The following is a 22073-nucleotide window of genomic DNA, read 5'->3' as shown; positions in this document are numbered from 1 at the left end:
GTGCGGACGCTCCGGTGTCCGCACCCGCGCCTATGCTTTGCATATGAGTGACGTTTTCAGTGACGCGAGGCGGCCATGGCGGTGGCAGCCCGGTCCGAGCCGAAGGAGACGGCGATGAATCAAGAGGTGATGAATCTCTTCAATCCGGCAGCTCCGGCGCCCACGTTCGATCAGATCAAGATCTCGATCGCGAGCCCGGATAAGATCGCGTCGTGGTCGTTCGGCGAGATCAAGAAGCCGGAAACCATCAACTACCGGACCTTCAAGCCGGAACGTGATGGCCTGTTCTGCGCGCGCATCTTCGGCCCGATCAAGGACTACGAGTGCTTGTGCGGCAAGTACAAGCGCATGAAGTACAAGGGCATCATCTGCGAGAAGTGCGGCGTCGAGGTCACCCTCTCGCGCGTACGCCGCGAGCGCATGGGCCATATCGAGCTCGCCGCTCCGGTTGCGCACATCTGGTTCCTGAAGTCACTGCCGAGCCGCATTGGCCTCTTGCTCGACATGACGCTCAAGGACCTCGAGCGCATCCTGTACTTCGAATATTACTGCGTCATCGAGCCGGGCCTCACCCCGCTGAAGGAGCGTCAGCTCCTCTCGGAGGAGGACTATCTGCGTGCGCAGGAAGAGTATGGCGACGATTCGTTCACCGCGCTGATCGGCGCGGAGGCGATCCGCGAACTGCTGCGCGCCATGGATCTCGAGCAGATCGCGGCGAACCTGCGCAAGGAGATCGCCGAGGCCACCACCGAGCTGAAGCCGAAGAAGCTCGCCAAGCGCCTGAAGATCGTCGAGGCGTTCCAGATGTCCGGCAACAAGCCGGAATGGATGATCCTGACGCATGTGCCCGTCATCCCGCCGGACCTGCGTCCGCTGGTCCCGCTCGATGGCGGCCGCTTCGCGACCTCCGACCTCAACGACCTGTACCGTCGCGTCATCAACCGCAACAACCGCCTGAAGCGGCTGATCGAGCTGAAGGCGCCGGACATCATCATCCGCAACGAGAAGCGCATGCTTCAGGAAGCGGTCGATGCGCTGTTCGACAATGGCCGTCGCGGCCGCGTCATCACGGGTGCCAACAAGCGCCCGCTGAAGTCGCTCGCCGATATGCTGAAGGGCAAGCAGGGCCGGTTCCGCCAGAACCTGCTCGGCAAGCGCGTCGACTATTCCGGTCGTTCGGTGATCGTGGTCGGTCCCGAGCTGAAGCTGCACCAGTGCGGCCTGCCGAAGAAGATGGCGCTGGAGCTGTTCAAGCCGTTCATCTATTCGCGCCTCGACGCCAAGGGCCTGTCCGCCACCGTGAAGCAGGCGAAGAAGCTCGTCGAGAAGGAGCGTCCCGAGGTTTGGGACATCCTCGACGAGGTGATCCGCGAGCATCCGGTGATGCTGAACCGCGCCCCGACGCTGCATCGCCTGGGCATCCAGGCGTTCGAGCCGGTGCTGATCGAAGGCAAGGCGATCCAGCTTCACCCGCTGGTCTGCGCCGCCTTCAACGCGGACTTCGACGGCGACCAGATGGCGGTGCACGTCCCGCTGTCCATCGAGGCGCAGCTTGAAGCCCGCGTGCTGATGATGTCGACCAACAACATCCTGCACCCGGCAAACGGCGCGCCGATCATCGTGCCGTCGCAGGACATCGTGCTCGGCCTCTATTATCTCTCCCTGATGCGCGACAACGAGCCCGGCGAGGGCATGGCGCTCGCGAACATGGGCGAGATCGACCACGCGATCGCCGCCAAGGCGGTCACGCTGCACACCAAGGTGCGCGGCCGCTATATCGGTGTGGGCGAAAACGGTGAGAAGGTTTCGAAGATCTACGAGACCACGCCTGGCCGCCTCAAGCTCGGTGAGCTGCTGCCGAAGAACCCGAAGATCACCTTCGACGTCGTCAACCGTTTGATGACGAAGAAGGAAATCTCCAACATGATCGACACCGTCTACCGCCACTGCGGTCAGAAGGAGACGGTCATCTTCTGCGACCGCATCATGTCGCTCGGCTTCCACCACGCCTTCCGCGCCGGCATCTCGTTCGGCAAGGACGACATGGTGGTCCCGGCCAAGAAGTGGGATCTGGTCGAGGAGACGCGTGCGCTCACCAAGGAATACGAGCAGCAGTACAATGACGGCCTGATTACCCAGGGCGAGAAGTACAACAAGGTCGTCGATGCGTGGGGCAAGTGCACCGACCGCATCGCCGAGGAGATGATGAAGGAAATCTCCGCGGTCAAGAAGGACCCGGAGACCGGCCGGACCAAGCAGATCAACTCGATCTACATGATGTCCCACTCCGGGGCGCGCGGTTCGCCGGCGCAGATGAAGCAGCTTGCCGGCATGCGCGGCCTCATGGCCAAGCCGTCGGGCGAGATCATCGAGAGCCCGATCATCTCGAACTTCAAGGAAGGCCTGTCCGTCCTTGAGTACTTCAACTCGACCCACGGCGCCCGCAAGGGTCTCGCCGACACCGCGCTGAAGACCGCGAACTCCGGCTACCTGACCCGTCGTCTCGTCGACGTGGCGCAGGACAGCATCATCACGACCGTCGACTGCGGTACCGAGAATGGTATCGGCATGCGCGCGATCGTCGATGCCGGCCAGATCGTGGCTTCGCTCGGCTCGCGCGTCCTCGGCCGCACTGCGGCGGAAGACGTGGTCGAGCCGGCGTCCGGCAAGGTCATCGTGCCGTCGGGCCGCATGATCGAGGAAGTCGACGTCGAGCGCATCACCAAGGCCGGCATCCAGCAGATCAAGATCCGCTCGGTGCTGACCTGCGAGGCCAAGAACGGCGTCTGCGGCACCTGCTACGGTCGCGACCTGGCACGTGGCACGCCCGTCAATATGGGCGAGGCCGTCGGCGTCATCGCGGCGCAGTCGATCGGCGAGCCGGGCACCCAGCTCACCATGCGCACCTTCCACATCGGTGGTGCGGCGCAGCTGGCTGACTCGTCGTTCGTCGAGTCGAACTTCGAAGGCACCGTCCGCATCCGCAACCGCAACGCGGCGCGGAACTCGGAAGGCGAACTGATCGCGATGAGCCGCAACCTCTCCGTCGTGGTCGTCGACCATGACGGCACCGAGCGCGCGGTCCACCGCATCAATTTCGGCGCCAAGCTGAAGGTCGATGAAGGCGACACCATCAAGCGCGGCCAGCGCATCGCCGAGTGGGATCCCTATACCCGCCCGATCCTCACCGAGATCGACGGCATCGTCGGCTTCGAGGACCTGGTGGAAGGGGCGTCCATGAGCGAGTCGGTCGACGAATCGACCGGCATCGCCAAGCGCGTCGTTACCGACTGGCGTACCGGCCGCGGCACCGAGCTGCGTCCGTCTATCGTCGTCAAGTCGGCCGACGGCAAGATTGCGAAGCTGCCGCGCGGCGGCGACGCCCGCTACACGCTGCCCGTGGACGCGATCCTCTCGGTCGATCCCGGCTCCACCACCAAGGCGGGTGACGCTTTGGCGCGCGTGCCGATGGAAAGCGCCAAGACCCGCGACATCACCGGCGGTCTGCCGCGGGTGGCGGAGCTGTTCGAGGCGCGCAGGCCGAAGGATGCGGCGATCATCGCCGAGATCGCCGGCACCATCCGCTTCGGCAAGGACTACAAGAACAAGCGCCGCGTCACCATCGAGCCCCAGGACTCGACGGACGATCCGGTCGAGTACCTGATCCCGAAGGGCAAGCACATCCATCTGCAGGATGGCGACCTCGTCGAGAAGGGCGACTTCATCGTCGACGGCAACCCGGCGCCGCACGACATCCTGGCCATCAAGGGCGTCGAGGAACTCGCCGCCTATCTCGTCAACGAGATCCAGGAGGTCTACCGGCTGCAGGGCGTGCTCATCAACGACAAGCACATCGAGGTGATCGTCCGCCAGATGCTGCAGAAGGTCGAGATCGACGACGCCGGCGACACCGAGCTGCTCACCAACGAGCAGATCGACGTCTCCGAGCTCGACGAGATCAACGCCCAGATGGCGCTGGAGGGCAAGAAGCCCGCCTCCGGTCATCCGGTCCTGCTCGGCATCACCAAGGCGTCGCTGCAGACGCGCTCCTTCATCTCCGCCGCCTCCTTCCAGGAGACGACGCGAGTGCTCACGGAAGCTGCGGTCAACGGCAAGTCCGATGATCTTGGCGGCCTGAAGGAGAACGTCATCGTCGGCCGGCTGATCCCGGCCGGCACCGGCGCCCAGATGTCGAAGCTGCGGGTGACCGCGACCTCGCGCGACGAGCTGATCCTCGCTCAGAACGAGCAGGATGCCGGCGCCGCCGAGGCCATCGAAGGCCCCGCCGCCGCGGAGTGATCCGCAGGCAGCGTGGTTTGGAACAGAGGGAAGGGTCGCCCGCGAGGGCGGCCTTTTCTTTTCTGACGCGCCCGCTTGTCGTCCTCCCGGCCGCAGGCGCGGCCGGAGAGCCGGGATTGCGTGAAGGTGCCGATCAATACCTTCAGCCGTCCCGGATCGACCCGCGGCCGTCCGGGACGACGAATGCGGGGAGGGTGGACGGATGTTCCAGCCGAGTACCGCAGAATCAGGCGCTACCGATTCCTGGATTGAAGGGTCTCGGCCACCCGTCCTTCCGTTACGATCTTGCGTGGCGGCTGAGTCGAACGAAATCTAATGATCGTCGGGCTTCGCGCGCCCTCTCCGTCATCTGAATTTCACGGTTCGGGGTTGACTAAACCCGAGTCGACGCGTAGAAGGCCCGGACTTTCGCGGCAGGCGGTCGGTTTTACCGCGTTCGGACGCCTTGTCTGGACGGAGAAATCCGAGACGCTGCCGGATCGAAGTATGAGCAAATCAGGCGCATGACCGCGCCGCAATAGCCAATCTGGCTGCTGCGCGGTCCTCTGAACGTGCAGCGCCCTCGGCCGAGATTCGGCCGGCGGCGCGTTTTTCGTTCGTGGGCTGGGTTTCGCTATGCCGGCATTGCCGGTGCTCATGCGCGTTCCGACCCGTGAAAACTAGATGCGGTTGCTGCCGCGGAAATGGGTATGCGCGGGGGTTCCTCCCCGCCCAGCGAGACGAAGGCGAGAAGCGTGCCGACGATCAACCAGCTAATCCGCAAGCCGCGGGAAGCCCAGAAGGCCCGGAACAAGGTTCCGGCCCTGCAGGCGAGCCCGCAGAAGCGCGGCGTATGCACCCGCGTTTACACCACGACCCCGAAGAAGCCGAACTCGGCGCTTCGTAAGGTGGCCAAGGTCCGTCTGACCAATGGCTACGAGGTCATCGGCTACATCCCCGGTGAGGGTCATAACCTTCAAGAGCACTCCGTGGTGATGATCCGCGGCGGCCGCGTGAAGGACCTTCCGGGCGTGCGTTACCACATTCTGCGCGGTGTGCTTGATACCCAGGGTGTCAAGAACCGTAAGCAGCGCCGTTCGAAGTACGGCGCCAAGCGGCCCAAGTGATGGCTGAAGTGAGGATCTGAACGATGTCCCGTCGTCACCGCGCGGAACGCCGCGAAGTCACCCCGGACCCGAAGTTCGGCAGCGAAGTGCTGAGCCGCTTCATGAACGCCGTCATGTATGACGGCAAGAAGTCGGTTGCGGAAACGATCGTCTATGGCGCGCTCGACCTGGTCGAGAATCGCGCCAAGTCCGAGCCGCTCGGCGTGTTCACGCAGGCGCTGGACAATGTGAGCCCCTCCATCGAGGTGCGCTCGCGCCGCGTCGGCGGCGCCACCTACCAGGTGCCGGTCGAAGTTCGCCCGGAGCGCCGTCAGGCGCTGGCCATTCGCTGGCTCATCATTGCGGCCCGTGCCCGCAACGAGAAGACCATGGTCGAGCGCCTGTCCGGCGAGCTGCTGGACGCCTCGAACAATCGCGGTACCGCCGTGAAGAAGCGTGAAGACACCCACCGTATGGCGGAGGCGAACCGCGCCTTCTCTCACTACCGCTGGTGACGAAGAGAGCCGGGACGAGGAACTGACATGTCGCGCATACATGCCATCGAGGACTACCGCAACTTCGGCATCATGGCCCACATTGATGCCGGCAAGACCACGACCACCGAGCGGATCCTCTACTATACCGGCAAGAGCCATAAGATCGGCGAAGTCCATGACGGCGCCGCCACCATGGATTGGATGACCCAGGAGCAGGAGCGCGGCATCACCATCACGTCCGCCGCGACGACCGCTTTCTGGAATGGCAAGCGCCTGAACATCATCGACACTCCCGGCCACGTCGATTTCACCATCGAAGTCGAGCGTTCGCTGCGCGTGCTCGACGGTGCGGTGTGCGTGCTCGACGGCAACCAGGGCGTGGAGCCGCAGACCGAGACGGTGTGGCGCCAGGCCGACAAGTACAATGTTCCGCGCATCGTGTTCGTCAACAAGATGGACAAGATCGGCGCCGACTTTAACAACTGCGTCGAGATGATCGCCGACCGCGTCGCCGGCAACCCGGTGTGCGTGCAGCTCCCCATTGGTTCCGAGGCCAACTTCAAGGGCGTGATCGATCTCGTCCGCATGAAGGCGATCGTTTGGGACAATGAAGAGCTCGGCGCCAAGTACCACGACGAAGAGATCCCGGCTGACCTCCTCGACAAGGCTGTCGAATATCGCGGCAAGCTGCTCGAGGCCTCGGTCGAGCTCGACGACGACGCGCTTGCCGCCTATCTCGACGGCCAGGAGCCGTCCGAGGAGGTCCTGAAGGGCCTGATCCGCAAGGCGGTTGTCCGCCGCGTCTTCACCCCGGTGTTCTGTGGCTCGGCCTTCAAGAACAAGGGCGTGCAGCCGCTGCTCGACGGCGTGGTGGACTATCTGCCGAACCCGCTCGACCGCGGCGCGATCAAGGGCATCGACTTCAACACCGAAGAAGAGACCGATCGCAAGCCGTCGGACAGCGAGCCGCTGTCGGTCCTCGCCTTCAAGATCATGGACGACCCCTTCGTCGGCACCATCACCTTCTGCCGTATCTATTCGGGCAAGCTCGAAACCGGCATGGGCCTGCTGAACTCCACCCGCGACAAGCGTGAGCGCGTCGGGCGGATGCTGCTGATGCATGCCAACAACCGCGAAGACATCAAGGAAGCCTATGCGGGCGACATCGTCGCTCTCGCCGGCCTCAAGGATGTGCGCACCGGTGACACGCTGTGCGACCCGGCCAAGCCCGTGATCCTCGAGAAGATGGAGTTCCCGGAACCCGTCATCGAGATCGCGATCGAGCCGAAGTCGAAGGCCGACCAGGAGAAGCTGGGCATTGCGCTTGCCAAGCTCGCCGCGGAGGATCCGTCCTTCCGCGTGTCGACCGATCACGAGAGCGGCCAGACCATCCTCAAGGGGATGGGCGAACTGCACCTCGACATCAAGGTCGACATCCTGAAGCGCACCTACAAGGTCGATGCCAATATCGGCCAGCCGCAGGTGGCCTATCGCGAGACGATCACCCGCAAGACCGAAGTCGACTACACCCACAAGAAGCAGACCGGTGGTACCGGCCAGTTCGCGCGGGTGAAGTTCACGGTCGAGCCGAACGAAGTCGGCAAGGGCTTCGCCTTCGACAGCGCGATCGTCGGTGGCGCGGTGCCCAAGGAATACATCCCGGGCGTCAACAAGGGCCTCGAGAGCGTGCTGGGTTCCGGCGTGCTGGCGGGCTTCCCGGTGGTCGACGTCAAGGTGACGCTGACCGACGGTGCCTACCACGAAGTCGACTCGTCGGCCCTGGCCTTCGAAATCGCGTCCCGTGCGGCGTTCCGTGAAGCCCTGCAGAAGGGCAGCCCGGTGTTGCTCGAGCCGATCATGAAGGTCGAGGTGGTGACCCCGGAAGACTATACCGGTTCGGTCATCGGCGACCTGAACTCGCGGCGTGGCCAGATCCAGGGCCAGGACATGCGTGGCAATGCGAACGTCGTGAACGCGATGGTGCCGCTGGCCAACATGTTCGGCTACGTCAACACGCTGCGGTCCTTCAGCCAGGGCCGCGCGACCTTCACCATGCAGTTCGACCACTACGAGCAGGTGCCGTCGAACGTCGCGCAGGAAGTCCAGGCCAAGTACGCGTAAGCGTCCGGCCTGAACCGACTGAGCAGCTGTAACCAGATTTAAGACCGACCGACGGAGAGTCCCGTGGCCAAAGAGAAGTTCAACCGTTCGAAGCCGCACTGCAACATTGGTACGATTGGCCATGTCGACCATGGCAAGACGTCGTTGACGGCGGCGATCACGAAGGTTCTCGCCGAGACGGGCGGGGCGACGTTCACGGCGTACGACCAGATTGACAAGGCGCCGGAAGAGAAGGCGCGCGGCATCACGATCTCGACGGCGCACGTCGAGTACGAGACGTCGAACCGTCACTATGCGCACGTCGACTGCCCCGGTCACGCCGACTATGTGAAGAACATGATCACCGGCGCGGCGCAGATGGACGGCGCGATCCTGGTGGTGTCGGCGGCGGACGGCCCGATGCCGCAGACCCGCGAGCACATCCTTCTGGCGCGCCAGGTCGGCGTTCCTGCGCTGGTGGTGTTCCTCAACAAGTGCGACATGGTCGACGACGAGGAACTGCTGGAGCTGGTTGAGCTCGAGGTTCGCGAGCTGCTGTCGAAGTACGACTTCCCCGGCGACGACATTCCGATCGTGCGCGGCTCGGCGCTGGTGGCGCTGGAGAACGGCGATCCGAAGCTCGGCAAGGAAGCCATCCAGAAGCTGATGAGCGAAGTGGATGCCTACATCCCGCAGCCGGAGCGTCCGATCGACCAGCCGTTCCTGATGCCGATCGAGGACGTGTTCTCGATCTCGGGCCGCGGCACGGTGGTGACCGGTCGCGTCGAGCGCGGCATCGTGAAGGTCGGCGAGGAAGTCGAGATCGTCGGCATCCGTCCGACGGTGAAGACCACGGTGACCGGCATCGAGATGTTCCGCAAGCTGTTGGACCAGGGCCAGGCCGGCGACAATGTCGGCGTGCTGCTGCGCGGCACCAAGCGCGAGGACGTCGAGCGCGGCCAGGTTGTGTGCAAGCCGGGTTCGGTGAAGCCGCACACCAAGTTCAAGGCCGAGGCGTACATCCTGACCAAGGAAGAAGGCGGTCGTCACACCCCGTTCTTCACCAACTACCGTCCGCAGTTCTACTTCCGGACCACGGACGTGACCGGTATCGTGACGCTGCCGGAAGGCACCGAGATGGTGATGCCGGGCGACAACGTGACGGTCGACGTTGCGCTGATCGTGCCGATCGCGATGGAAGAGAAGCTGCGCTTCGCCATCCGCGAAGGCGGCCGCACCGTCGGTGCCGGCGTCGTCGCCAGCATTATCGAGTGAGCGATTACTACCGGGGCGCCCCGGTCCGCCGGCGCGCCCCACTTCGTTGAGCTCGACAGTCGAGCCGAATGACGAGCCAAACGAATATAGCCCAAGCAGTGGCGAGCCCTCTGGGAGCCTGAAGTAAATGAACGGCCAGAACATCCGGATCCGCCTCAAAGCGTTCGACCATCGAATCTTGGACGCTTCGACCCGCGAGATCGTCAACACCGCGAAGCGCACTGGTGCGCAGGTTCGCGGTCCGATTCCGCTGCCGACCCGGATCGAGAGGTTCACCGTCAACCGCTCGCCGCACGTCGACAAGAAATCCCGTGAACAGTTCGAGATGCGCACCCATAAGCGCCTCCTGGACATCGTCGACCCGACGCCGCAGACCGTGGACGCGCTGATGAAGCTCGACCTCGCCGCCGGCGTCGACGTCGAGATCAAGCTCTGAGAAAGGCGAGGGGACACGGCCATGCGGTCAGGCGTCATCGCCCAGAAGGTCGGCATGACCCGCATCTTTACCGATGCAGGTGAACATGTTCCGGTCACTGTGCTGAAAGTCGATAATTGCCAGGTGGTTGCTCACCGCACGCTGGATCAGAACGGCTATGTCGCCGTTCAGCTCGGCGTCGGGAAGGCGAAGCCGCAGAACACCCCGCGCGCCATGCGCGGCCACTTCGCCGTGGCGAAGGTGGAGCCGAAGCGCAAGCTCGCGGAGTTCCGCGTCGAGGAAGAGGGGCTGATCCCGGTCGGCGCCGAACTGACCGTCGATCATTTCGTGGTCGGCCAGTTCGTGGACGTCACCGGTACCTCGACCGGTAAGGGTTTTGCCGGCGGCATGAAGCGCCATAATTTCGGCGGCCTGCGCGCCACCCACGGCGTGTCGGTCTCGCACCGTTCGATCGGTTCGACCGGTGGCCGTCAGGACCCGGGCAAGACCTTCAAGAACAAGAAGATGCCCGGTCACATGGGCGTCGAGACGGTGACCACCCAGAACCTCAAGGTCGTGCTGACCGATGTCGAGCGCGGTCTGATCGCGGTCGAGGGCGCGGTTCCTGGCCACAAGGGCGGCTGGATCCTGGTCGCCGACGCGGTGAAGAAGAAGCTGCCGGCCGAAGCGCCGAAGCCGGGCAAGTTCCGGCTCCCGGGCTCCGAGGCCGAGACGGCTGATGCGCAGACTGATGCCGCTCCCGCGGCCGAGGCCAGCGCCGAGGAGACGGTGTGATGGAATTGGCGGTCAAAACTCTCGAAGGTGCCGACGCCGGCTCCGTCACCGTGTCCGACGCGATCTTCGGCCTCGAGCCGCGCCAGGACATCCTGCACCGCTGCGTGGTGTGGCAGCTCTCGCGTCGCCAGGCCGGCACGCATCAGACGCTGTCGCGCGCCGACATCAACCGCACCAAGCGGAAGATGTACAAGCAGAAGGGCACCGGCGGCGCTCGCCACGGTGCGGCTTCCGCTCCGCAGTTCCGCGGCGGCGGTCGGGCATTCGGTCCGGTGCAGCGCAGCCACGCGTCCGACCTTCCCAAGAAGGTCCGTGCGCTCGCTCTGAAGCATGCGCTCTCGGTGAAGGCGAAGGATCAGCAGATCGTCGTCCTCGACGAGGCGGTGCTCGCCGAGCCGAAGACCAAGCTGCTCAAGGAGCGGCTGGCGGGTCTCGGCCTGTCGAACGCGCTCGTGATTTCGGGCGCCGAGGTGGATGCTAATTTCGGCCTCGCCTCGCGCAATATCGGCCATTTCGACGTGCTGCCCGTCCAGGGCATCAACGTCTACGACATCCTGCGCCGTCAGACCCTGGTCCTGACGAAGGCGGCTGTCGATGCGCTGGAGGCGCGCTTCAAATGAGCATCGATCCGCGCCACTACGACGTGATCGTGTCCCCGGTGATCACCGAGAAGGCCACGACCGCGTCCGAGCACAACCAGGTCGTCTTCAAGGTTGCTCTGACGGCTACCAAGCCGCAGATCAAGGAGGCGGTCGAGAAGCTCTTCGACGTCAAGGTGAAGAGCGTCAACACGCTGGTCCGCAAGGGGAAGACGAAGTTCTTCAAGGGCCGCAAGGGCGTACAGAACGACGTGAAGAAGGCGGTCGTGACCCTCGTCGAGGGCCACACCATCGACATCACGACGGGTCTGTGAGCCGGGCATTAGGGGAACGCAGACAATGGCGCTCAAAACCTTCAAGCCGGTAACGCCGAGCCTTCGCCAGCTCGTCATCGTCGACCGCTCGGCCCTCTACAAGGGCAAGCCGGTCAAGACGCTGACCGAAGGCAAGAGTTCGGCCGGCGGCCGCAACAATCATGGTCGCATCACCGTCCGTTTCCGCGGCGGTGGGCACAAGCAGGCTTATCGCCTGGTCGACTTCAAGCGCGCCAAGCGTGACATGCCGGCCGTGGTGGAGCGGATCGAATATGATCCGAACCGCACCGCCTTCATCGCGCTCCTGAAGTACCAGGACGGCGAGCTGGCCTACATTCTCGCGCCGCAGCGTCTCGCGGTGGGTGATCAGGTGATCGCCGGCAAGAGCGTCGACGTGAAGCCCGGCAATGCGGCTCCGCTCGGCAACCTGCCGGTCGGCACCATCGTCCACAATGTCGAGATGAAGATCGGCAAGGGTGGGCAGATCGCTCGCTCTGCCGGCTCCTATGCGCAGATCGTGGGCCGCGACCAGGGCTACGTCATCGTTCGCCTGAACTCGGGCGAGCAGCGCCTGGTGCATGGCGAGTGCTTCGGCACGGTGGGCGCGGTCTCGAACCCCGACCACATGAACATCAATCTTGGCAAGGCCGGCCGTCAACGCTGGCTTGGCCGCAAGCCGCACAACCGCGGCGTCACGATGAACCCGGTTGACCATCCGCACGGCGGCGGCGAAGGCCGCACTTCGGGCGGCCGTCATCCGGTCACCCCGTGGGGTTTCCCCACCAAGGGCAAGAAGACCCGGAAGAACAAGTCGACCGGTAAGTTCATCGTGTCCAGCCGTCACGCCCGCAAGAAGTGAGCGAGGGAACCTGAAGAATGTCTCGTTCGGTCTGGAAAGGTCCGTTCGTCGACGGCTACCTCCTCAAGAAGGCGGAAGCCGCTCGCTCGTCGACGCGTCACGACGTGGTCAAGATCTGGAGCCGTCGCTCAACGATCCTGCCGCAGTTCGTGGGTATCACGTTCGGCGTCTATAACGGCAACAAGCATGTCCCGGTCTCGGTGAACGAGGACATGGTCGGCCACAAGTTCGGCGAGTTCGCCCCGACCCGTACCTATTACGGGCACGCGGCGGACAAGAAAGCCAAGCGCAAGTAGAGGTCAGAGTCATGGGTAAGGCAGCTCGTCCGCGCGCGCTCGCGGATACGGAAGCCAAGGCGGTTGCTCGCAATCTTCGCGTCAGCCCCCAGAAGCTCAACCTCGTCGCGGGTCTGATCCGCGGCAAGAAGGTCGCGACCGCGCTCGCCGACCTTGAATTCTCGCGCAAGCGCATCGCCGGCGATGTTCGCAAGTGCCTGGAATCGGCCATCGCCAATGCCGAGAACAACCATGAGCTGGACGTCGACGATCTCGTCGTCGCCGAGGCCCATGTCGGCAAGGGCATCGTCATGAAGCGGTTCGCCGCTCGCGCCCGCGGCCGCGCCAGCCGTATCGAGAAGCCGTTCTCGCACATCACCATCGTGGTGCGTGAAGTTGAGGAGAAGGCCTGATGGGTCAGAAGGTCAATCCGATCGGGCTGCGGCTCGGCATCAACCGTACCTGGGACTCGCGCTGGTTCGCCAGCAAGGGCGAGTACGGCCAGCTGCTGCACGAGGACATCAAGATCCGCGAGATGCTGCAGAAGCTGCTCAAGCAGGCTGCGGTCAGCAAGATCGTGATCGAGCGTCCGCACAAGAAGTGCCGCGTCACCATCCACTCGGCTCGTCCGGGCGTGGTGATCGGCAAGAAGGGCGCGGACATCGACAAGCTGCGCAAGAAGGTCGCCGAGATGACCGCCTCCGAGGTGTTCATCAACATCGTCGAGATCCGCAAGCCGGAAATCGACGCGCGCCTGGTCGCCGAATCGATCGCCCAGCAGCTCGAGCGCCGCGTGGCTTTCCGCCGCGCCATGAAGCGCGCCGTGCAGTCCGCGATCCGTCTCGGCGCCGAAGGCATCCGCATCAACTGCTCCGGCCGTCTTGGCGGCGCCGAAATTGCGCGCCTGGAATGGTATCGTGAAGGCCGCGTGCCGCTGCACACCTTGCGCGCGGACGTGGATTACGGTACGGCCACCGCCTTCACGACCTACGGCACCTGCGGTGTCAAGGTCTGGATCTTCAAGGGCGAAATCCTCGAGCACGATCCGATGGCGCAGGACAAGCGTCAGGCGGATGCAGAGCCGTCGGGTGGTCGTTCCTCGCGCCGCGACGCGGCGTGAGTCAATTGCGAGAATAATGAGAGGCGCGAGTCATGTTGCAACCGAAGCGCACCAAGTTCCGCAAGCAGTTCAAGGGCCGCATCCACGGCACTGCGAAAGGCGGGACTGACCTCAACTTCGGCCAGTTCGGGCTGAAGGCGATGGAGCCGGAGCGCGTTACCGCGCGCCAGATCGAAGCCGCGCGTCGCGCGCTCACCCGTCACATGAAGCGTGCGGGCCGGGTGTGGATCCGCGTCTTCCCGGACGTGCCGGTGTCGAAGAAGCCGACCGAAGTCCGCATGGGTAAGGGCAAGGGCGCGCCGGAGTTCTGGGCGGCCAAGGTGAAGCCCGGCCGCATCATGTTCGAGATCGACGGCGTCAGCCAGGACGTCGCCAAGGAAGCGCTGACGCTGGCCGCTGCCAAGCTGCCGATCAAGACGCGCTTCGTCGAACGCATCGCCGAGTGAGGGGGATCATCATGGCAAAGGCTTCCGATCTCCGGACCAAGACCCCGGACGAGCTTTCCGACGATGTGCTGTCGCTGAAGAAGGAGCAGTTCAACCTGCGCTTCCAGCGTGCCACCGGCCAGCTCGAGAACACGGCGCGGGTGCGTCAGATCCGCCGCGATATCGCGCGGATCAAGACCATCCAGGCGCAGAAGGCCGCGACTGCGGCCAAGGCGAAGTGAGGAGATAACGATGCCGAAGCGTTTGCTGCAGGGCGTCGTGGTGAGCGACAAGCAGGACAAGACCGTCGTGGTCCGGGTCGAGCGTCGCTTCACGCATCCGCTGCTGAAGAAGACCGTCCGCCGTTCCAAGAAGTACCACGCCCATGACGAGGCGAACTCCTGGAAGGAAGGCGACACGGTCTGGATCGAGGAAAGCCGTCCTCTGTCCAAGCTGAAGCACTGGACCGTGGTCCAGGGCGAGAAGCGCGTCGAGGTCTGATCCTCGCTTCGCTGACAAGTTTCCCGGAAACGGGGTGAGGTGCGCCAGGTTCCACTGGTCGCGCGCAGGTTACGAGAAAAAGGTGCGTCATGATCCAGATGCAGACCAATCTCGACGTGGCGGACAATTCCGGCGCGCGTCGCGTCATGTGCATCAAGGTGCTGGGCGGGTCGAAGCGTAAGTATGCCCATGTCGGCGACATCATCGTGGTGTCGGTGAAGGAAGCCATTCCGCGCGGCCGCGTGAAGAAGGGCGACGTGATGAAGGCGGTCGTGGTTCGCACGGCCAAGGACATCCGCCGCGTCGACGGCACGGTGATCCGCTTCGACCGCAATGCTGCGGTGCTGATCAACAACAACAAGGAGCCGGTCGGCACCCGTATCTTCGGGCCGGTTCCGCGCGAGCTTCGCGCCAAGAACCACATGAAGATCATCTCGCTGGCGCCGGAGGTGCTGTGATGGCGGCGAAGATTAAAAAGGGCGACAAGGTCGTCGTCCTCGCCGGCCGCGACAAGGGTCGCAGCGGCGAGGTCATCGAAGTGCTGCCGAAGGAGAGCACCGCGAAGGTTCGCGGCGTGAACCTCGTGAAGCGCCACCAGCGGCAGAGCGCGAACCAGGAAGGCGGGATCATCTCCAAGGAGGGTCCCATCCACCTGTCGAACATCGCGATCGCCGATCCGAAGGACGGCAAGCCGACCCGCGTCGGTTTCCTTGTGCAGGCCGACGGCACCAAGGTGCGCGTCGCCAAGCGCTCGGGGGAGAAGATCGATGGCTGAGGCCAATTACACCCCGCGGATGAAGTCCCAGTACGAGGACGTCATCCGCAAGCAGATGATCGAGCAGTTCGGCTACAAGAACGCCATGGAAGTGCCGGTCATCGAGAAGATCGTCATCAATATGGGCGTTGGCGAAGCCACTGCCGACACCAAGAAGGTGCAGACCGCGGCGGGCGACCTCGCGCTGATCGCCGGCCAGAAGCCGGTGGTGACGCGTGCCCGCCAGGCGATCTCCAACTTCAAGCTGCGCGAGAACCAGCCGGTCGGCGCGAAGGTTACCCTTCGCAAGACCCGCATGTACGAGTTCGTCGACCGCCTCGTGAACATCGCGCTGCCGCGGGTTCGCGACTTTCGCGGCCTGAACCCGAAGAGCTTCGACGGGCGCGGCAATTTCGCGCTCGGCATCAAGGAGCACATCGTGTTCCCCGAGATCAACTACGACAAGGTTGATCAGATGTGGGGCATGGACATCATCGTCTGCACGACGGCGAAGACGGACGAAGAGGCGCGCGCGCTTCTGAAGGCCTTCAACTTCCCGTTCCGGCAGTAAGCATCCCCTTCCGGCCGTGGGGCGGGAGCCCCAAACGCGGAGACTAGGAGCAAAAGCATATGGCGAAGAAGAGCGCGGTCGAAAAGAACGAACACCGCCGGAAGCTCGTGAAGAACTATTCCGGCAAGCGTTCGCGTCTCAAGGCCCTGATCAGTGACAAGGAACTGCCGATCGAGGAGCGCTTCGCCGCGGTCCTCAAGCTCGCGCAGCTCCCGCGCAATTCGGCGAAGGTCCGCATCCGTAACCGGTGCGAAGTGACCGGCCGTCCGCGTGCGTTCTACCGCAAGATGAAGATGAGCCGTATCGCGCTCCGCGAGCTCGGCTCGCAGGGCCAGATCCCCGGCCTCGTCAAGTCCAGCTGGTGAGGGAGGGCTGATCCATGTCGACAACCGATCCCATCGGCGATCTCATCACCCGCATCCGCAACGCGCAGATGCGCCGCAAGGAACGCATCTCGACGCCGGGCTCGCGCCTGCGCGCCAGCGTCCTCGACGTGCTCCAGGCGGAAGGCTTCATCCGCGGCTACTCAGCGGGCGAGCCGGTCAATGGCCGCACCGAGTTCGAGATCGAGCTGAAATACTATGACGGCGAGCCGGTGATCCGCGAGATCTCCCGCGTCTCCAAGCCAGGCCGGCGGGTCTATTCGTCGGTCAAGACGCTTCCGCGCGTTGCCAACGGTCTCGGCGTCGCTGTCGTCTCCACGCCGCAGGGCGTGATGGCGGACCACGAAGCCCGCGAGAAGAACGTGGGCGGCGAAGTCCTCTTCACCGTCTTCTGATCGGGGAAGCAGAGCACATGTCCAAGATCGGCAAAGCCACCATCACCGTCCCGGCCGGCGTCACCGCCGCCGTGGAAGGCCAGACCGTCAAGGTGAAGGGCCCCAAGGGCGCCCTTCAGGTCGAGATCGTCGAGGAAATCGGCGCCACGCTGGAGGGGAACGTCATCTCCTTCAAGCCGCGCGGCGAGACCAACCGCCACAAGGCGATGTGGGGCCTGTCCCGCACCCTGGTGTCGAACCTGGTCGAAGGCGTGACCAAGGGCTTCGAGAAGAAGCTCGAGATCACCGGCGTCGGCTACAAGGCCGCGGTGCAGGGCAAGAACCTGAACCTCGCGCTTGGCTACAGCCACGACGTGATCTATCCGGTTCCGGAAGGGATCCAGATCGTCACGCCGAAGCCCACGGAAATCGTCATTTCCGGCATCGACCGCCAGAAGGTTGGCCAGGTCGCCGCCGAGATCCGCGAGTTCCGCGGTCCCGAGCCCTACAAGGGCAAGGGCGTGAAGTACGCCGGCGAATTCATCTTCCGCAAGGAAGGCAAGAAGAAGTAACGGAATCGAACCATGGCACAGTATCAGGACGCTACTGAGCGCCGTAAGGCGCGTGTCCGTCGGGCGCTTCGCTCGGCGGCGAACGGGCGGCCGCGCCTCTCCGTGCATCGCTCGTCGAAGCACATTTATGCGCAGGTCATCGATGATGCGAACGGCGTCACCGTCGCCGCGGCATCGACGCTGGAGAAGGATCTGCGGGGCAGCCTGAAGACCGGCGCGGATATCGCTGCGGCGCAGGCGATCGGCAAGCTCGTGGCGGAACGCGCCGTCGCGGCCGGGGTGAAGGACGTGGTGTTCGACCGCGGCGCCTTCATCTATCACGGCCGCGTCAAGGCGCTCGCGGAGGCTGCCCGCGAGGGCGGCCTCAACTTCTGACGACACGAGCGGGTCACCGCGGAAAGAGGATTAGATCATGGCTCGTGAACGTGAGCGTGAACGCGAGGATCGCGACAATACTTTCGTGGACAAGCTGGTCCACATCAACCGCGTCGCCAAGGTGGTGAAGGGCGGCCGGCGCTTCGGCTTTGCCGCGCTCGTCGTGGTCGGCGACCAGAAGGGCCGCGTCGGCTTCGGCCATGGCAAGGCGCGCGAAGTGCCGGAAGCCATCCGCAAGGCGACGGATGCCGCCAAGCGCGCGCTGATCCGCGTGCCGCTGCGCGAGGGTCGCACTTTGCATCATGACGTGCACGGCCATCACGGCGCCGGCAAGGTGGTGCTGCGCGCCGCCCCGGCCGGTACCGGCATCATCGCCGGCGGCCCGATGCGCGCCGTGTTCGAGACGCTGGGCATGCAGGACGTGGTGGCGAAGTCGTTCGGCTCGTCCAACCCGTACAACATGGTTCGCGCCACGTTCGACGCGCTGAAGAACCAGGACAGCCCACGCCTCGTCGCTGCTCGCCGCAGCCTCAAGGTGTCGCAGCTGCAGAGCCGCCGCCGCGTCGACGACGCCGAAGCGACCGACTGATAGGAGCGCATCATGGCGAACGCGAAAACCATCACGGTCGAGCAGATCGGCTCCCCGATCCGCCGTCCGGAAGACCAGCGGGCGACGCTCATTGGTCTCGGCCTGAACAAGCTCGGGCGTCGTTCGACGCTCGAAGACACGCCGGCTGTCCGTGGCATGGTTGCCAAGGTCCGCCACCTCGTGCGCGTCGTGGAAGCGTGAGGGGATAGGTCGATGAGCAACCTCAACGATATTCGTGACAATGAAGGCTCGCGCAAGAAGCGCATGCGGGTCGGCCGCGGCATCGGCTCCGGCAAGGGCAAGACCGGCGGTCGTGGCGTGAAGGGTCAGACCTCGCGCACCGGCGTCGCGGTCAAGGGCTTCGAAGGCGGTCAGATGCCGCTGCATCGGCGTCTGCCGAAGCGCGGCTTCCACAACATCTTCCGCCTGGACTTCAACGAAGTCTCGCTCGATCGCATCCAGACCGCGATCGACGCCGGCAAGCTCGATGCCTCCAAGCCCGTCACCGAGGCGGCCCTGGTCGCGGCCGGCGCCCTGCGCCGCGTCAAGCAGGGCGTCCGCGTGCTCGGCACCGGCGAGCTGAAGGCGAAGGTCACGCTCGAAGTGGCGCATGCCACCAAGACCGCCGTTGCGGCGGTGGAGAAGGCCGGCGGCACCGTGACGCTGCTGGCGTCCGCGAAAGCCTCTGGCGAAACGGCGGCCTGAGGCTTACCTCAGGCACTCCGATTCTTTGATCTAGGGCACGGGCGAGGAGCGAAGCCACCATGGCGTCCGCAGCAGAACAACTCGCGGCTAACCTCAATTTCGGTGCTCTGGCGAAAGCCGACGAACTGAAGAAGCGCATCTGGTTCACACTGGGTGCGCTTCTCGTCTATCGGCTCGGCACCTACATTCCTATGCCGGGTATCAACCCGGACGCCCTGGCGGACGTGTTCCGCACGGCGTCCAGCGGTATCCTGGGCCTGTTCAACATGTTCTCGGGCGGCGCGGTCTCGCGCATGGCTATCTTCGCCCTGAACATCATGCCGTACATCTCCGCCTCCATCATCATCCAGCTCCTCACCACGGTCTCGCCGACCCTCGAGGCGCTGAAGAAGGAAGGCGAGTCCGGCCGCAAGCAGATCAACCAGTACACGCGCTACCTCACCGTGGTGCTGGCGCTGTTCCAGTCCTACGGCATCTCGGTCGGCCTTGAAGGCTCCGGCGCCGTGGTCTCGGATCCCGGCTGGTTCTTCCGCATCTCCACGGTCATCACCCTGACCGGCGGCACGATGTTCCTGATGTGGCTCGGCGAGCAGATCACCTCGCGCGGCATCGGCAACGGCATCTCGCTGATCATCTTCGCCGGCATCGTGGCGGAGCTGCCTTCGGCGATCGCCAACACGCTGGAGCTCGGCCGCCAGGGTGCGATTTCCACCGGCATCATCATCGCGGTGATCCTGATGGCGGTCGCCGTGATCATGTTCATCGTGTTCATGGAGCGCGCCCAGCGCCGGCTGCTGATCCAGTATCCGAAGCGCCAGGTCGGCAACAAGGTCTATGAAGGCCAGTCGTCTCACCTGCCGCTGAAGCTGAACTCATCGGGCGTCATCCCGCCGATCTTCGCGTCCTCGCTGCTGCTGATCCCGACCACGGTAGCGAGCTTCACGCAGGGCTCCGGCCCGCCGTGGCTGACCACGGTTACGGCGCTGATCGGCCATGGCCGTCCGCTGTTCATGCTGCTCTATGTGCTGCTGATCGTGTTCTTCTGCTTCTTCTACACCGCGATCGTGTTCAACCCGACCGAGACTGCGGACAACCTGAAGAAGCACGGCGGCTTCATCCCCGGCATCCGCCCGGGTGAGCGCACGGCGGAATATATCGACTATGTGTTGACTCGCATTACCGTCATCGGTGCTGGTTACCTTGCGATAGTGTGCCTGTTCCCGGAGATCCTGATCTCCTACGCCGCGGTGCCGTTCTATTTCGGCGGCACCTCGCTGCTCATCGTGGTTAGCGTTACGATGGACACGGTGGCGCAGGTCCAGGGGCATCTGCTGGCGCATCAATATGAAGGCCTGGTCAAGAAGGCCAAGCTCAAGGGGAAGCGCCGATGAGGTTGATACTGCTGGGTCCGCCAGGGGCGGGTAAGGGCACGCAGGCAACGCGTTTGGTTGCCCGCCATGGCATCGTCCAGCTATCGACCGGAGACATGCTCCGCGAAGCGGTGAAGAACGGCACGCCCGTCGGCCTCAAGGCCAAGGCGGTGATGGATGCCGGTGGCCTCGTCTCCGACGATATCGTCATCGGCATCGTCGCCGACCGCATCGAGCAGCCGGATGCCGCGCGGGGTTTCATCCTCGACGGCTTCCCGCGCACCGTGGCGCAGGCCGAGGCGCTCGACGACATGCTGCGCGAGAAGGGCCTGAAGCTCGACGCCGTGATCGAGTTCAAGGTCGACCAGACCAAGCTGGTCGAGCGCATCATGCGCCGCGCGCAGGAAACTGCGGCCCGCGGCGAGCCGGTGCGCAAGGACGACGATCCGGAAGTCTTCAAGACCCGGCTGGAGGCGTTCAACCGCGATACCGCGGTGGTGGCGCCTTACTATGCCGAGCGCGGCCTCCTGGTGCCTGTCGACGGCATGCGGCCGATCGACGAGGTCAGCGAGGCCATCGCCGAGGTGCTGGAGACGGTTTGAGGGTAGCTCCCTCTCCCCGACGGGGAGAGGATGGGGTGAGGGCCTTCGCCGGTCCGCAATCGGGCTCTCCCTCATCGACGCGCTTCGCGGGCCACCTCTCCCCAACGGGGAGAGAAAAGAGGGTCATCCTCGGAAATCCTGCCGCGTGGCTTGACATAGAGCCCGATTCCCTCTATGTGCCGCGCTTCACTCAAGCGACTGCGTCATTTCGACGTCCGCCGAGGATGTCGAAGGGCGCGTTCGTGCGTAGCCCCGCAAGGGCCGGTCTCCACCGGACGCGGGGCGAATGTCCTGTCATGGTCTCGGCCATGGCGCAGATGGAGAAGCCGAAGTGGCTCGTATTGCAGGCGTTAACATCCCGACCAACAAGCGCGTCATCATCGCGCTCCAGTATATTCACGGCATCGGCCCCAAGAAGGCCGAGGAGATCGTGGAGAAGGTCGGCATCCCGTCCGAGCGTCGGGTGAACCAGCTCACCGACCAGGAAGTGCTGCAGATCCGCGAGACCATTGACCGCGACTATATCGTCGAGGGCGATCTGCGCCGCGAAGTCTCGATGAACATCAAGCGTCTGATGGACCTTGGCTGCTATCGCGGCCTGCGTCATCGCCGCGGTCTGCCGGTGCGCGGCCAGCGCACCCACACCAATGCCCGTACCCGCAAGGGTCCGGCCAAGGCGATCGCCGGCAAGAAGAAGTGATGCGGCGGGCCTTCGCGCCCGTCGTGAGTTTCATCCCGAGCGCCTGGCAATACGGGCGCGCCTGAAGGATCAAAGGACCTATGGCTAAGGAAGCTGCCCGCGTCAAACGCCGCGAACGCAAGAACATTGCCTCCGGCGTGGCGCATGTGAACGCCTCGTTCAACAATACCATGATCACCATCACCGACGCGCAGGGCAACACCATTGCCTGGTCGTCGGCCGGTGCCATGGGTTTCAAAGGGTCGCGCAAGTCGACCCCGTATGCCGCGCAGGTCGCGGCGGAGGATTGCGCCCGCAAGGCGTCCGACCATGGCATGCGGACCCTCGAAGTCGAGGTTTCGGGCCCTGGTTCCGGTCGTGAATCGGCTCTGCGCGCCTTCCAGGCTGCGGGTTTCACCGTGACGTCGATCCGCGACGTGACGCCGATCCCGCACAATGGTTGCCGCCCGCGTAAGCGCCGCCGCGTTTGACGCTGTTCGGGCGCGAGGCTCCGGCCCCGCGCCCGCCGCTGCGTTTGGC

General features: G+C 64.4%; 30 protein-coding genes. All 30 read left to right on the top strand.

Features of this window, described 5'->3' with window-relative positions; all coding sequences use genetic code 11:
• The first annotated feature begins 114 nt into the window (after window positions 1-114).
• The 30 genes from rpoC to rpsK all read left to right on the top strand — a co-directional run bounded on the left by rpoC (window position 115) and on the right by rpsK (window position 22024).
• The gene (gene rpoC / locus G3545_RS04805; protein ID WP_170010349.1) at window positions 115-4299 is read left to right on the top strand and encodes a DNA-directed RNA polymerase subunit beta'; all 4185 of its coding nucleotides are present in this window, start codon (window positions 115-117) and stop codon (window positions 4297-4299) included.
• A gap of 734 nt (window positions 4300-5033) precedes the next feature.
• On the top strand, window positions 5034-5405 hold the full coding sequence (gene rpsL / locus G3545_RS04800) for a 30S ribosomal protein S12 (protein ID WP_018390597.1): 372 nt from the start codon (window positions 5034-5036) through the stop codon (window positions 5403-5405).
• Window positions 5406-5428: 23 nt separating this feature from the next.
• Entirely contained in the window at window positions 5429-5899 is a 471-nt protein-coding gene (gene rpsG, locus G3545_RS04795; protein ID WP_170010347.1) for a 30S ribosomal protein S7, read from the top strand.
• A gap of 27 nt (window positions 5900-5926) precedes the next feature.
• A complete protein-coding gene (gene fusA / locus G3545_RS04790; RefSeq protein WP_170010345.1) occupies window positions 5927-8002 on the top strand; it encodes an elongation factor G in 2076 nt (691 codons plus the stop codon).
• Between the two features lie 63 nt (window positions 8003-8065).
• Entirely contained in the window at window positions 8066-9256 is a 1191-nt protein-coding gene (gene tuf / locus G3545_RS04785) for an elongation factor Tu (RefSeq protein ID WP_170010343.1), read from the top strand.
• Window positions 9257-9383: 127 nt separating this feature from the next.
• The gene (rpsJ, locus tag G3545_RS04780; RefSeq protein ID WP_170010341.1) at window positions 9384-9692 is read left to right on the top strand and encodes a 30S ribosomal protein S10; all 309 of its coding nucleotides are present in this window, start codon (window positions 9384-9386) and stop codon (window positions 9690-9692) included.
• A gap of 21 nt (window positions 9693-9713) precedes the next feature.
• Window positions 9714-10466: a 50S ribosomal protein L3 gene (gene rplC / locus G3545_RS04775; protein ID WP_170010338.1), complete on the top strand. Its 753-nt coding sequence runs from the start codon at window positions 9714-9716 to the stop codon at window positions 10464-10466.
• Window positions 10466-11086, top strand: coding sequence for a 50S ribosomal protein L4 (rplD, locus tag G3545_RS04770; RefSeq protein ID WP_170010336.1), 621 nt, complete (start codon window positions 10466-10468; stop codon window positions 11084-11086). Before rplC ends, rplD begins: the two co-directional genes overlap by 1 nt.
• Window positions 11083-11379, top strand: a complete 297-nt coding sequence (locus G3545_RS04765; protein ID WP_170010334.1) for a 50S ribosomal protein L23 — start codon at window positions 11083-11085, stop codon at window positions 11377-11379. The genes rplD and G3545_RS04765 overlap by 4 nt, the downstream gene beginning before the upstream one ends.
• Window positions 11380-11404: 25 nt before the next feature.
• Complete coding sequence (rplB, locus tag G3545_RS04760) at window positions 11405-12238, top strand: 50S ribosomal protein L2 (protein ID WP_170010332.1); 834 nt, start codon at window positions 11405-11407, stop codon at window positions 12236-12238.
• Window positions 12239-12255: 17 nt separating this feature from the next.
• Window positions 12256-12534 carry a 30S ribosomal protein S19 gene (gene rpsS / locus G3545_RS04755; RefSeq protein WP_170010330.1) on the top strand — a complete coding sequence of 93 codons (279 nt, stop codon included), beginning with the start codon at window positions 12256-12258 and terminating at the stop codon, window positions 12532-12534.
• An 11-nt stretch (window positions 12535-12545) separates the two neighbouring features.
• Window positions 12546-12926 (top strand): 50S ribosomal protein L22, encoded by a 381-nt coding sequence (gene rplV, locus G3545_RS04750; RefSeq protein ID WP_170010328.1) that lies wholly within the window; start codon window positions 12546-12548, stop codon window positions 12924-12926.
• Window positions 12926-13633: a 30S ribosomal protein S3 gene (rpsC, locus tag G3545_RS04745; RefSeq protein WP_170010326.1), complete on the top strand. Its 708-nt coding sequence runs from the start codon at window positions 12926-12928 to the stop codon at window positions 13631-13633. Before rplV ends, rpsC begins: the two co-directional genes overlap by 1 nt.
• A gap of 32 nt (window positions 13634-13665) precedes the next feature.
• On the top strand, window positions 13666-14079 hold the full coding sequence (rplP, locus tag G3545_RS04740; protein ID WP_170010323.1) for a 50S ribosomal protein L16: 414 nt from the start codon (window positions 13666-13668) through the stop codon (window positions 14077-14079).
• Window positions 14080-14090: 11 nt separating this feature from the next.
• Window positions 14091-14300, top strand: coding sequence for a 50S ribosomal protein L29 (gene rpmC, locus G3545_RS04735; protein ID WP_170010321.1), 210 nt, complete (start codon window positions 14091-14093; stop codon window positions 14298-14300).
• 10 nt (window positions 14301-14310) lie between these two features.
• Window positions 14311-14559 carry a 30S ribosomal protein S17 gene (gene rpsQ, locus G3545_RS04730; RefSeq protein ID WP_170010319.1) on the top strand — a complete coding sequence of 83 codons (249 nt, stop codon included), beginning with the start codon at window positions 14311-14313 and terminating at the stop codon, window positions 14557-14559.
• Window positions 14560-14648: 89 nt separating this feature from the next.
• Window positions 14649-15017 carry a 50S ribosomal protein L14 gene (gene rplN, locus G3545_RS04725; protein WP_163073307.1) on the top strand — a complete coding sequence of 123 codons (369 nt, stop codon included), beginning with the start codon at window positions 14649-14651 and terminating at the stop codon, window positions 15015-15017.
• A complete protein-coding gene (gene rplX / locus G3545_RS04720) occupies window positions 15017-15334 on the top strand; it encodes a 50S ribosomal protein L24 (protein ID WP_170010316.1) in 318 nt (105 codons plus the stop codon). Before rplN ends, rplX begins: the two co-directional genes overlap by 1 nt.
• Entirely contained in the window at window positions 15327-15884 is a 558-nt protein-coding gene (rplE, locus tag G3545_RS04715) for a 50S ribosomal protein L5 (RefSeq protein WP_170010314.1), read from the top strand. Before rplX ends, rplE begins: the two co-directional genes overlap by 8 nt.
• Window positions 15885-15943: 59 nt before the next feature.
• Window positions 15944-16249 (top strand): 30S ribosomal protein S14, encoded by a 306-nt coding sequence (gene rpsN, locus G3545_RS04710; protein WP_170010312.1) that lies wholly within the window; start codon window positions 15944-15946, stop codon window positions 16247-16249.
• A gap of 14 nt (window positions 16250-16263) precedes the next feature.
• On the top strand, window positions 16264-16662 hold the full coding sequence (rpsH, locus tag G3545_RS04705; protein ID WP_170010310.1) for a 30S ribosomal protein S8: 399 nt from the start codon (window positions 16264-16266) through the stop codon (window positions 16660-16662).
• Window positions 16663-16679: 17 nt separating this feature from the next.
• Window positions 16680-17213 (top strand): 50S ribosomal protein L6, encoded by a 534-nt coding sequence (gene rplF, locus G3545_RS04700; RefSeq protein ID WP_170010308.1) that lies wholly within the window; start codon window positions 16680-16682, stop codon window positions 17211-17213.
• Window positions 17214-17225: 12 nt separating this feature from the next.
• Entirely contained in the window at window positions 17226-17588 is a 363-nt protein-coding gene (gene rplR / locus G3545_RS04695; protein ID WP_170010305.1) for a 50S ribosomal protein L18, read from the top strand.
• Between the two features lie 37 nt (window positions 17589-17625).
• Window positions 17626-18177 (top strand): 30S ribosomal protein S5, encoded by a 552-nt coding sequence (gene rpsE / locus G3545_RS04690; RefSeq protein ID WP_170010303.1) that lies wholly within the window; start codon window positions 17626-17628, stop codon window positions 18175-18177.
• A gap of 12 nt (window positions 18178-18189) precedes the next feature.
• Complete coding sequence (gene rpmD / locus G3545_RS04685) at window positions 18190-18378, top strand: 50S ribosomal protein L30 (RefSeq protein WP_170010301.1); 189 nt, start codon at window positions 18190-18192, stop codon at window positions 18376-18378.
• Window positions 18379-18390: 12 nt separating this feature from the next.
• Window positions 18391-18882: a 50S ribosomal protein L15 gene (gene rplO, locus G3545_RS04680; RefSeq protein ID WP_170010299.1), complete on the top strand. Its 492-nt coding sequence runs from the start codon at window positions 18391-18393 to the stop codon at window positions 18880-18882.
• Between the two features lie 59 nt (window positions 18883-18941).
• Window positions 18942-20273 (top strand): preprotein translocase subunit SecY, encoded by a 1332-nt coding sequence (gene secY, locus G3545_RS04675; protein ID WP_170010297.1) that lies wholly within the window; start codon window positions 18942-18944, stop codon window positions 20271-20273.
• A complete protein-coding gene (locus G3545_RS04670; protein ID WP_170010295.1) occupies window positions 20270-20854 on the top strand; it encodes an adenylate kinase in 585 nt (194 codons plus the stop codon). The genes secY and G3545_RS04670 overlap by 4 nt, the downstream gene beginning before the upstream one ends.
• Before the next feature lie 331 nt (window positions 20855-21185).
• A complete protein-coding gene (rpsM, locus tag G3545_RS04665) occupies window positions 21186-21554 on the top strand; it encodes a 30S ribosomal protein S13 (RefSeq protein ID WP_170010293.1) in 369 nt (122 codons plus the stop codon).
• Window positions 21555-21634: 80 nt separating this feature from the next.
• Window positions 21635-22024, top strand: coding sequence for a 30S ribosomal protein S11 (rpsK, locus tag G3545_RS04660; RefSeq protein ID WP_170010291.1), 390 nt, complete (start codon window positions 21635-21637; stop codon window positions 22022-22024).
• Window positions 22025-22073: the final 49 nt, after the last annotated feature.

The organism is Starkeya sp. ORNL1 (assembly GCF_012971745.1).
Taxonomy (GTDB): Bacteria; Pseudomonadota; Alphaproteobacteria; order Rhizobiales; family Xanthobacteraceae; genus Ancylobacter.
The sequence above is the reverse complement of the archived record's forward strand: the minus strand, read 5'-3'. Positions and strand labels throughout refer to the sequence as shown.